The sequence below is a fragment of the Priestia sp. 179-F W1.4 NHS genome, from assembly GCF_045369295.1.
Classification (GTDB): domain Bacteria; phylum Bacillota; class Bacilli; order Bacillales; family Bacillaceae_H; genus Priestia; species Priestia zanthoxyli.
In genome coordinates this window covers 209,957-222,036 of the sequence record NZ_JBIQFF010000003.1, presented here as the reverse complement: position 1 = coordinate 222,036, position 12,080 = coordinate 209,957, and the positions used below count along the sequence as shown (strand labels likewise).

The window sequence follows — 12,080 nt, the reverse complement described above, 5'->3', positions numbered from 1 at the left end:
TCCCTTTAGCGGAAACTCCTTTTTGATTTGATTCTACGATATAGACGATATGCTTTTCTGATAACGTTTAAAAGCGGATACGGCAAGCGGATATGGTATTTATCAATAAACGGATAAAAGGTGTAATAAGCTTTTACAAGGTCTGTCCATTTTTTATCAATACCCTCCTTATAAAAGTCAGAAATATCCACCACATATCCTCTTCCATCTTTCATCATGACATTTTTGCCATGCACATCATACGGGTTTAACCCCTGGCTTCTTGCATAGTCCAAAGCTTTGTTCACATCTTTTATGACTTGTTCTGGAATCTTTATTCCCCGCTGTACAGCATCATACAAAGTAACACCTGTAAGTCTTTTTAAAATCAAGTACGTCTTTCCCTCATGAAAAAGTTGAGAATAAGCTGGGTGAACGCCCAGCTTTCTATACACTTGCGCTTCTTTTTTTACACCATAAACGTCTCTTCCGTATACTTTTACGACAAATTCAGGATAATTCTCGTGCGTAAACACACCGGCATAGTTTCCTTTACCAATAAGTACCCACTCTTTTGTTTTGTTCGTAACTTCAACTGGATCATAGTCACTTTCACTTTGAATCTTAACTTGCGTTAGTAATGATGTTTCAACTAGCGACACTAACTGTTTAATTGTTTTATCCATAGTCCCCTCTAAAAATCCTTCAGTAATCTCTATCAAATATTATCCTATGATAAATCTCAATGCAGGATGTGTCAATAAATTGACAGCCTGATATAAAGAGGGAAAGGATTCCCGTTCATTCAAGACTGCGTGTGAACTTTGTGAACATTCACATCCAGTTCTTCTTTCATATTCAGCATAACGCCCGCCATCGGAGCAATAGGCTCGGGCTTAGTCAGTTGAAATAAAAAGCGCTTTGTCATTTCTGACAGAAAAATAGTTACTATTTCAGTGATATAGTCCATGCCTCTTTCCGCTTGATGCTCAATCCCAAGCGGCATATACATATAGCTTGGGACATCAATGGACCCTCCTTTTTCAAAACGGTCAGGTAAAAATTCACTGGGCTCTAAAAAGTAATCTTCATGGCGATGCATCATATAAGGGCTAATTAACATAATCTCCCCTTTTTTAATGCTGTAACCATCTATTTGTATATCTTCACGTGCTTGACGCCCAAATAGCCAAAGAGGCGGATACAGCCTCATGCTTTCAGCAATTATTTTGCGCATATAGGTCAAATTTTTGGTTGAAAGTGATTCACCGCTAGCATAGGCTTGAATTTCTTTATGCAGCTGAAGGTGCTCCCTAATATTTTGAGACAGTAAATGAATAGACCAGCTGCATACGTGCGTAATCATTTCATACATCGAAAGGAATATAGAATTTAGCTGTTCGTATATTTCTCTTTCATCGATGTCTTCCCCGTGAGAATTTAATACACACTGCAGTAAGTCATTTCCTTCGGTTTTGTTTTGAACACGCATTTGAACGCGTTCAAAAAGGAGTTGTTCTAGCTGCTCATCTGAGTCAGGCTGGTGCAAGGGTAGACGAATATAAATTTTTCCTAACTTTTCTTTTTTTCTCATAAGCGCTTGAACATAGTGAATTTTGTCTTTATCCTCAATCGAAATGCCAAATACAAGTTGAAGGAGTACAGCTACGACTATCTGTCTTATGTCTTTTACTATCGTTCGAAGCTGCCCTTCTTCCCACGTTTCCGTATGCTTTTCAATTATTTTTGCGATTGCTTCCTTATTATAAGTTAGATGTTGTTTAAGTTGTGAGGGTTGAATGGGGCTCATGTATAATGCTTCATCTGTCCATAACATTTCTTCACCCAGCAGCGTTTTAAACATATGCGTTAGTTTAATTTTTTGAAACGCCTTGCTGTTTGTAATGACTACATCTTTAATAAGTTGAGGGTCTCTCGTTACATAAAAGCGTTTGTGCGCAACTCTAAATGTTGCAATTTCTCCATACTGAGTCAAGTTTTCCAAAAAACCCAATGGGTTCTCTCTAAACTTTTGCAGGTGACCGGTAAGCTTATACGACGAGGGGCCCTGTATAACCGGCAATGTTATCACTCCTTTTCTAAAAATGCGGGACTTAAACGAATAAAAGAGTAGTCCACTAAAGACTACTCTTTTTCACACAAAGATATGCTATTGATTTTCACAAAAAATCTTACTTATTATTCCATATTGATCCATACGCTTTTCACTTCAGTGTAATTATCAAGCGCATAGCTTCCCATTTCACGACCAATTCCCGACTGCTTATAACCTCCAAACGGGCTTGCTGCATCAAATACGTTGTAACAGTTCACCCAAACTGTACCCGCTTTAATACCATGAGCAATATAGTGTGCTTTCTTTAAATCCTGTGTCCAGACGCCTGCTGCTAGACCATATGCTGTATCATTTGCTTTGGCAATCAAATCATCAAGATCGTCAAACGGCATAGCAGCTACAACCGGACCAAAGATTTCTTCACGAGCAATCGTCATCGAATGATCGACATCTGCAAAGATAGTTGGTTCTACGAAATAGCCTTGATCAAACGGTATGTTTCCTCCTGCGAGTACTTCCGCTCCTTCTTCAATTCCTTTATCAATATAGGTTTTCACTCGTTTTTGCTGCTGCGCAGATACAAGCGGACCCATTGTTGTCTCATCAGCTAATCCATTTCCTTGTTTAATAGATTTCGTTTGAGAAACTAAATCAGCTACGACATTATCATATAAGCTTTTTTGGACATACAGACGACTTCCAGCACAACATACTTGTCCCTGGTTAAACATAATACCTGAAAGCGCACCAGGAACAGCTTTTGTTAAGTCTGCATCCGGGAGGATAATGTTTGGTGATTTTCCTCCAAGCTCTAACGTCACACGCTTTAAAGAGTCGCTAGCTTGTTTCATAATTGCTTTTCCGACAGCAGTAGATCCTGTAAAAGCAATTTTATCGACAAGATCATGATGAACGAGCGGTTCACCTGCTGTTTTCCCGTAGCCTGGCACAATGTTTAGCACGCCTTTTGGGAATCCTGCTTCATCGGCTAGTCGAGCTAAGTAAAGTGCAGAAAGAGGCGTTTGCTCGGCTGGCTTGAGCACAATTGTACATCCAGTTGCCAAAGCGGCTCCGAGCTTCCAAGCGGCCATTAAAAGCGGGAAGTTCCACGGAATAATTTGGCCAACAACTCCTACTGGTTCATATCTCGTATAGTTAAAATACGCTCCTTGCACAGGAATAGTTTGTCCAACCATTTTAGTTGACCACCCTGCAAAGTAGCGGAAATGTTCGATGGCTAATGGAATGTCTGCATTTGATGTTTCACGAATTGGTTTTCCGTTATCAAGCGTTTCAAGCTGCGCAAGTTCCAATTGATGTGTTTCCATTAAATCAGCTAATTTATAAATAAGTCGACTTCTTTCAGCTGCTGACATCTTTGTCCAAGGTCCATGATCAAAGGCTTCTCTAGCCGCTCTGACGGCGCGATCAATATCCTCTGGATTTGCTTCAGCTACATCTGCCAACTTTTCACCCGTTGCTGGATTTACTGTTTCAAACGTTTTTCCTGAAACAGAGTCTACCCATTCGCCATTAATGTATAGCTGTTTAACTCCTTTTAAAAACTCCACTACTTTCGGACTCATTTCAACTTTTTTCGCTCCAAGATTTTGCATCAAATACATACCTCCCCACGAATTTTGAAAACGCTAACAATGAATATTTTACCATGTTATCTAGTAAAATCAACAATTTTGCATACAATATTCTGAATTTTTCTACATGCATTCTAGCTATCTAAAACTTATCTTACTAGTACAAATGTCGAAAGAGGCGAAACGTTTATTGTATTTCCTTTCACCGTACGGAGCGTTTTTGTTCCGGACCGCTCGCCGTCAACAAGTAATCTCCACGTTCTGTTAGAAGGCAAATGAACCGTTTGAGCTTGTTTATTTGCATTATGAATCACCATTATTTCGTTTGCTTTATCTTTATTAGCTTTAGCATTTAACGTATAACCTACTACGTTTGCTGGTGCATCAACAAAGCGTAAATTTTGATGAATAGCCTGTGCACTCGTCATTCTAAATGACGAATATTGCTTTCGAAGCGCAATAAGTCCCTTCATGTAATTTACTTCTTGTCTGAAAGCTGCTCGGCGCTTCCAATCTAGCTGATTGACAGAATCGGGTGACTGATAGCTGTTATGGTCTCCGCCTTTTGTTCTCATAAACTCTTGACCTGCATGTATAAAGTTCATTCCTTGAGATGTTAAAATAATAGAAGAAGCAAGCTTGTGCATTTGCTTTTTCGTTTGCTCGGTGTCAGCAGGGTTCGTCAGCTGAAGCTTATCCCATAACGTATGGTTATCGTGCGCTTCTACATACGTAACAACTTGATCTGGATCTTCATACGTGGCAGTTGAACGATCATAATCAATTCCAGCTGCTATACTTTGCTGTATGAGCTTTTCTTGTCCTTGCTTTCCATTCACAAATCCGTTGTCATGATCAAAAAATACGCTGCCTTTAAGACCATCCCGCATACCGTCATTAAAGTGAGCGATGCGCTTCATATCCTGAGCGTTTTTCTGGTTAGCTTTGAGCTTAGCGTCAAGCTCGGTTCCTAGATCCCAGCCCTCTCCTAAGACGATAATGGAAGGATCAAGTTCATCTAACTTCTTTCTCACTTCATTCATTGTCTTTGTATCGTGAATCCCCATTAAATCAAACCGAAACCCGTCAATGTGGTACTCTTTTGCCCAATACGCAACAGAATCTACGATAAACTTCCGAACCATTTTCCGTTCAGACGCCGTGTCGTTTCCAACACCTGTTCCGTTGGATAGAGTTCCATCTTCTTTATAACGGAAGTAGTAGCCTGGAACTAGTTTATCAAAACTATGCTCACTCACTGCATACACGTGATTATAAACAACGTCCATTACCATGCGAAGCTGCTTGTCATGAAGCGTTTGAATCATTTGTTTGAGCTCAATAATTCTAGTCTTAGGATTATATGGGTTTGTTGAATAGGAGCCTTCTGGGACGTTATAATTTTTCGGATCATATCCCCAGTTAAACTGCGGCTCGTTTAATTTCGTTTCATCCACCGTACGATAATCGTAAATAGGCAGGAACTGGACGTGCGTTACACCTAAATCTTTAATATGACTGAGTCCTGTTTTTACTCCATTTGGTCCTTTCGTATTCCACTCCGCTACGCCTAAATATTTTCCTTTGTTTTTGATACCGCTCTCTTTTTGAGACGATAAATCTCGTACGTGCAGTTCATAGATAATGGCATCTTCTGGATTTTTAAATTTCGGCTTATTTGTACTCCACTTTTTCGGATTTGTTTTAGCCAAATCTACGACGACTCCGCGATCTCCATTGACCGTTGTTGCTCGTACATATGGATCAACCGCTTCATTCCAGACGTTCCCAATTTTTACTTTGTACGTATAAATTAGTTCATCTTGATTTCCTTTTAACTCCGCTTTCCACGTTCCTTTTTCACTTTTAGTCATAGAAATTTCTTTTAAAGCTTTCAAGTTCCATGACGAATAAGTCACTAGCTTGGCTTCGCTTGCAGTTGGAGCCCATACGCGAAAATTTGTTTGTTTCTTAGAATATGTGTTTCCTAAATCGTTTCCGCTATATGCATACTTTTCGTCAAATTCTTTCGTACGCACGACATTTCCATTGACTACATCAGCTGATCCGTATCCTTTTTGCTTAACTCTATACGTTTGTGTAACGTCCAAAGGCCGTTTTGTTATGATTTTAATTTTAGTAGTAACAGCGTCTCCTCCCTCTTTATAAGGTGTCACTTTCTCAATTTGAGCTCCGTCAATTTCAATGTCTCCTAAACTCTTAGAAGAGTCAAACGGCACGTTTGTTTCTAAGGTGATTTGATTAAATGTATCCATCGTCGCCTTCATGATTTTCCGAGTGAGATCTACTCCAGCTCTATCGTAATAAATTCGATTTTGCCCTTGAACAATCCATACTTCTACATTCCCATCTTTACCAACCTTGGTAATAAAGCGGTTTCCTCCGTCTTTATTTTCCCAATCGCTGTCACTAGTAGAATGGCGTACAATAAAACCAATTTTGTCAAATAAATTACCACTTCCACCGTTAATTGTGTAAGTTGCTTTCTTCCCAAAATTCGTGTCTTCCGTAAATTCGATTTGCTTGCCTTCTTTTTCATCACCTGGCCATGTCCAAATGTTCCACCCGCTATAATCTCCATCGTACCGATGATAGTTTAAGGTAACGTTTACTTTATCAAATTTCGGTAAATCTCGATATTCACCGTCAGGAGGAGACGTATATGTATGTTCATCTCCACTTTTTACCCATACTTCTCCTTCACCGTTCTCCACTGAAACGAAGCGGTCTCCTCCATCTTTTTCCCACGACTCTGTTCGTACAATAAAACCTACTTTGTCATAAGTACCGGGTAGTTCAACTTCCGCTACTTTTCCAAATTGATCTTCCCCTGTAAATGCGTAAGGCTTCCCTTCTCCTCCTTCAGGAAAAACCCATAATCCCCATTCTTTTGTATCGTTTGAAGCAGGCTGATAGTGAATCGTGAGTTTTGTGGTATCCGCTGCAGATGCAAACGATTGCATAAACGGGCTAAAAAAAGAGCTTACTAGTAAGAGTAAAGCCGTCAGTACCATTGCATATTTAGTCCAACTACGTTTCAATTAAAACCCTCCCGTAAAATAAAGTACGTACACATTTTTCACTATAACCTTTTTTGAAAGCGTTATCATAAGTATTTTTTCCTATTTTATGCGGATAAAGAAAAAAAATCCATAGTTAACAATGTTAACTATGGATACCGTATCTCTTTTACACTTCTGCTGTTTCAGGTGAGATGGTTTGATCGTTGTATACGTTTGTATCTAACTCTTTTGTTAGTTTACTAGTTACGACTCCGGCTGTCATGCTTCCACTTACATTAAGTGCCGTACGTCCCATATCAATCAGTGGTTCTACTGAAATTAATAAGCCTGCTAGCGCTACGGGCAAATTCATAGAAGATAATACAAGTAAAGCCGCAAATGTCGCTCCTCCGCCAACCCCTGCTACGCCAAACGAACTAATGGCTACAATGGCAATCAACGTGAAAATAAATGAAGGCGTTAAAGGATCAATACCTACCGTTGGTGCAATCATAACGGCTAACATAGCTGGATATATTCCAGCGCATCCGTTTTGACCGATTGTAAGACCAAATGAACCTGCAAAATTCGCAATTCCTTCTGGAACCCCTAACTGTCTTGTTTGTGTGTTAACATTCAAAGGCAATGCTCCAGCACTCGTACGAGAAGTAAAGGCAAACGCCAATACAGGAAATACTTTCTTAACATATGTGACCGGATTTACACCGATGATTGTTAGAATAACTAAGTGAACGATAAACATAGCTGCCAATGCGACATATGATGCTACAACAAATTTTCCAAGTTTAACAATTGCATCAATATCACTCGTTGCTACTGTTTTGGTCATAATTGCAAGTACCCCATAAGGAGTTAAACGAAGAATTAGCGTCACTACACGCATGACAATTGCATAAAGCGTATCAATAATTTTTGAAAATAACGCCGCTTCCTCAGCTTTTTTACGCTTCACGCCTAAATACGCAATTCCAACAAATGCGGAAAAGATGACAACGCCAATCGTGGAAGTTGATCGTGCGCCTGTTAAATCAAGAAACGGGTTAGCAGGTAATAATTCTACTACTTGCTGCGGAATTGTTTTTGCTTCTAAACTAGATAAATTGTTTTCCAAGTCCTCTCCGCGCTGAAGTTCCGCTTCCCCTTTTGTGATTTGGACAGATTCTAAATTAAAGCTCGTTGTTGTAAAAATACCAATTGCAGCTGCTATCGCTGTTGTGACAAGCAAAATCCCAATAATTAAACTACTAATCTTTCCAATGTTGCTCGTCAATTTCAAACGAGTGAATGCCGCTACAATCGATACAAATACAAGCGGCATGACAATCATTTGAAGAAACTTCACATATCCGCTTCCTACAATGCTAAACCAATCGGCGGTCGCTATCGTTACTTCATGAGTCGGACCATACACCCACTGAAGAGCAAAGCCAAAAATAATCCCTAGGCCAAGCGCCGTGAACACACGCTTTGAAAATGATACATGTTTTTTCTGCATCATAAACAGCCCCGCAAGCAGTGCCAGCATAATAAGGATGTTTAGAATGACTAATAAGTTATTCATAGATGTTCCCCCTGTAATTTTTCCATAATTTATGTCTCTATTACTTATAATACAACAATACCAATAAGTCAACTAGGTTTTATGTTTTTTCCTAAAGACAGTTTTTTTGAATAATTTTGACAAAATAAAAAAGCTAAGGATTTTCCTTAGCTTTCTATTTTACGCTTGTATGTACTTCAGTGGTCTTTTGCTCCGTTACCAGATATGGCCTTTCTTTCATCAGACCGGATGTACTACAATTCATATATAGGATTACATTTCATATAATTCATTTAGCCATTTTACAAACAAATGTCTGGGTAATTCTAGTTCGTGAAGCTCGACATATTGAATATCAGATAGCGTCGTTCCTCTAGCCATATAAAAGTACCACTGCCAGCCAATATCTTTAGCAATGGCATAGGATTTAGCTAGATCTTGCCTATTATCTGTCTGCTGCATATCATTCATCCACTGCGTTTCATCCGCTTCATACTCATAATAATGGAGAGTATATTTATCACACCAATACGCAAGGTCTTGATGGGAAAACGGATTTTCTCCATCACATACTTGAAGCAATAGCATTCTTAAATTTTCCGGTGTATACGGTAATATAATTTTTTGATCTGCACGTCTCATTTTGCTACCTTCCTGACATGTTCGTTTCTTTTATTACATCATGTACAGCTGCGTTTAGCAATAAGAAATGGATGACGTTTTCATTACTTTTCGTTTACAACATTTCATTTGCTTGCAAAAACCGCCGTATCTTCGACATACAGAGGCAGCCGGATTTTAACAATCGTCCCTTTTTTCTGTTCACTCTCAATCTGCAGGGTACCGTGATGATCATGAATAATTTTAGAGCTGATTGTTAATCCAAGCCCCATTCCTTTTTCTTTTAAAGTAAAAAACGGTTCTCCTATATGTTCTAGACGGTCTTTAGAAATTCCTACTCCTTCATCTCTAACTTCTATAAAAATATGTTCATCCTGCGCTGTTTTGATTGTGATATAAATATTTCCAGGCTTATCCATGGCTTCAATTGCGTTTTTAAAAACATTAAGTAATACTTGGATAAGGTGATTTTTATTTCCATATACACTAGATACACTAGCGTTATTTGTTTGTTCATCGTATAAGAAGTCAATATTTTTCAATAAAGCTTCATGGGAAGTTAGACTCATTACATACTTAGCCGCTTCTGTAAGAGAAAACACGCGAAAATGTTCACTTTCAGGTTTTGACAACAGGAGCATTTCACTAACAATACCATTAATTCGTTCCAGCTCATCAAGCATGATATTAGCATACCCTACCGCGGATCGGTCTGTTTCTTTCATGAGCTGAACAAACCCTTTAATACTCGTAAGCGGATTTCTAATTTCATGGGCAATTCCAGCAGCTAATTCGCCTACTACAGAAAGCTTTTCCTTTTTTATCAGAAGCGCTTCTGCAAGCTTTTGCTGAGTGATATCTCGTCCAATCGTAATAAGAGCTTTTCTTGAGCCATCATCAAAAAACACAGGTACTTTAATGACGTCAAATGTTTTGACCTCGCCGTTTGGTATTTCAAATGCTTCTTCCATGCGTACCTTTTCCTTTTTTCTCCAAGCTTCTTCATCCGATGAAATACAGTGTAAGAAAGCCGCCTGAAAGAAAGGCACAAGCTCCCCAAGCTCTGCATCGGTTTTACCCCTGTAATCAATACCCTTTAAATGATAAAGTTCTCTTCCAAAATCGTTCACCGCCACCCATTTGCCAGCTCCATCTTTAAAACAAATAAAATCTGGCATTGAGTTTATTAATGTAGCAAGCTGATACTGTTCATCAGACACCTGGGTATAAACCGAACGCTTATGAAGTAAATAAAACGTGCCAGCCGTTATGCCCACTAGTAAACTATCTTTTATCAAACTGCTAAGAGCATATGCTCCTTTAAAAAATGCCATTGTTTGAAAGACGGTGTACACCCCTAAAAGCAGAAGACCCGCTACCGCCGCTGCTTTTCGTACACCCTCCCTATTTTTTATCAATATTTCCCACCAGCCTTTGTTTTTTATGTGAATACTCTCTATGTTTCATCAATTAAGTTCTGAATATTCTTCTTACTTTTAAACTAGTTTACCTTATTTTTTTATTCTTATCTAATACCTTTTCTTATTACTTTTGACACAGTTTCTTTTATCCTCTTTATTTGTTTCCGCATTTTCATTTTATTTGAATTATTTTCTCTATTAAAATAGGAATTTAGATACGGAATATCCTGGAACATTTAGGTAATAATACTCTTTTTTGTATTTTCTTAATATTGTAAATTCGAATAGTGCCAACTATATCGATAAATTTAGGGGGATTTCAATGAAAAAAACCGTGATTTCTTTGGCTGTAGCAACAAGTTTGACTTTATCTTTTACAAGTGTACAAGCTTCTACTTCTGCAAATGCTTCTCACCATCAAAGTTCTGAACAAAAAATATTTAAAAAAATCAATGCTGAGAAAATTTATCAAGACATTGCGTATCTCTCAAAAAAACCCCGTGTGGCAGGAACTGAAGCTGAACGCGAAGCTGCTACATTTGTTCAAAAGCGTTTGTCTAAACTAGGCTATGAGAGCGAAGTGGAACCTTTTACCTTTACCGGTTACACACCAGCAGCTAGTTTTTCACTAAGCGTAAACGGTACCGGCTACTCTCCAACAACTTTTACTTATAGCACCAATGGAAATGTCACAGCTGAAATTGTCGATGGAGGGCTGGGTACAAAAGATAATTTAGCAAACAAAGATGTGACAGGTAAAATTGTATTAGTTCAGCGAGGCACTATTACTTTTGGTGAAAAAGTATTAAATGCTGCTGAAAAAGGGGCTGCAGCCGTCATTATTTTTAATAATACAGACGGTGAGCTAAACGGAACGCTTGGCGGCGCTAATGATAACTACATTCCGTCTCTTGCTGTTACCAAAGAAGAAGGTGAAAAGATTCTTACTTCTATTCAAAAAGGCGAAAAGCCTTCAGGTACAGTAAAAATTGAAGGAGCTGTCGTAAGTGAGCGAACATCTTATAATGTAACCGCTGCTAAACCTTCTACTTTTAAGAAAAAAGGAACAAATGATATTATTGTAGTAGGCGCTCATCATGATTCTGTGGCCGGAGCACCTGGGGCAAATGACGATGCTTCTGGAACAGCAATGGTGCTTGAATTAGCTCGCGTATTTAAAACTCTTCCTACTGATACAGAACTGCGATTTGTTACATTCGGAGCTGAAGAAGTAGGCTTACTAGGATCCGAGCATTATGTTAGTGAGCTATCTGAAAATGAGATAAATCGTATTGTTGGAATGTTTAATTTAGACATGGTAGGAAGTCGAGATGCGGGAGATTTGGTGATGAATACAGCTGATGGAACACCAAATCTTGTCACAGAATTAGCTCAAGCTTCAAGTACAAGATTAAATGGATCACCTACGCCATTCCAAGCTGGCGGCCGCAGTGATCACGTTCCTTTTGCAGAGGCAGGAATACCGGCTGCTCTATTTATTCACAGTCCGTCTGAACCTTGGTATCATACGCCTGAAGATACCCTTGATAAAATAAGCAAAGAAAAACTTCAAGATGTGGCTGAGATTGTTGGAACAGCTATTTACGATCGTTCCCGTCCAGACCAACAAGGTTCTTCCGTTAAAAAGAAAGCAACATTTAAAGCTCCTCATCTTTATCACGAGCAAGATGTTAAATAAGAATCTGTCCCTGTTATTCATACATGACCAAAAAAGAGATGTTTATGCATCTCTTTTTTTGATAAGCAGATTTCTCAAGATTTTAAATCCATTATGCTACAATT

General features: G+C 38.8%; 8 protein-coding genes. 1 reads left to right on the top strand and 7 read right to left on the bottom strand.

The window, feature by feature from the left end; all coding sequences use genetic code 11:
- Positions 1-5: 5 nt before the first annotated feature.
- The 7 genes from ACH0CI_RS16320 to ACH0CI_RS16290 form a co-directional block, all read right to left on the bottom strand.
- Positions 6-665 carry a serine/threonine-protein kinase gene (locus tag ACH0CI_RS16320; protein WP_028413611.1) on the bottom strand — a complete coding sequence of 220 codons (660 nt, stop codon included), beginning with the start codon at positions 663-665 and terminating at the stop codon, positions 6-8.
- Positions 666-784: 119 nt separating this feature from the next.
- Entirely contained in the window at positions 785-2,071 is a 1,287-nt protein-coding gene (locus tag ACH0CI_RS16315) for a cytochrome P450 (protein WP_080963438.1), read from the bottom strand.
- A 107-nt stretch (positions 2,072-2,178) separates the two neighbouring features.
- Positions 2,179-3,672, bottom strand: coding sequence for an aldehyde dehydrogenase family protein (locus tag ACH0CI_RS16310; RefSeq protein WP_013082880.1), 1,494 nt, complete (start codon positions 3,670-3,672; stop codon positions 2,179-2,181).
- A 128-nt stretch (positions 3,673-3,800) separates the two neighbouring features.
- Positions 3,801-6,686 (bottom strand): type I pullulanase, encoded by a 2,886-nt coding sequence (gene pulA / locus ACH0CI_RS16305; protein WP_406902067.1) that lies wholly within the window; start codon positions 6,684-6,686, stop codon positions 3,801-3,803.
- Between the two features lie 175 nt (positions 6,687-6,861).
- A complete protein-coding gene (locus ACH0CI_RS16300) occupies positions 6,862-8,256 on the bottom strand; it encodes an L-cystine transporter (protein ID WP_335708248.1) in 1,395 nt (464 codons plus the stop codon).
- A 252-nt stretch (positions 8,257-8,508) separates the two neighbouring features.
- Complete coding sequence (locus ACH0CI_RS16295) at positions 8,509-8,877, bottom strand: hypothetical protein (RefSeq protein WP_013056739.1); 369 nt, start codon at positions 8,875-8,877, stop codon at positions 8,509-8,511.
- 104 nt (positions 8,878-8,981) lie between these two features.
- Positions 8,982-10,274, bottom strand: a complete 1,293-nt coding sequence (locus tag ACH0CI_RS16290; protein WP_406901894.1) for an ATP-binding protein — start codon at positions 10,272-10,274, stop codon at positions 8,982-8,984.
- 325 nt (positions 10,275-10,599) lie between these two features.
- On the opposite strand from ACH0CI_RS16290, the gene ACH0CI_RS16285 reads away from it, so the two are divergent.
- Positions 10,600-11,976, top strand: a complete 1,377-nt coding sequence (locus tag ACH0CI_RS16285; RefSeq protein ID WP_406901893.1) for a M28 family peptidase — start codon at positions 10,600-10,602, stop codon at positions 11,974-11,976.
- Positions 11,977-12,080 lie beyond the last annotated feature (104 nt).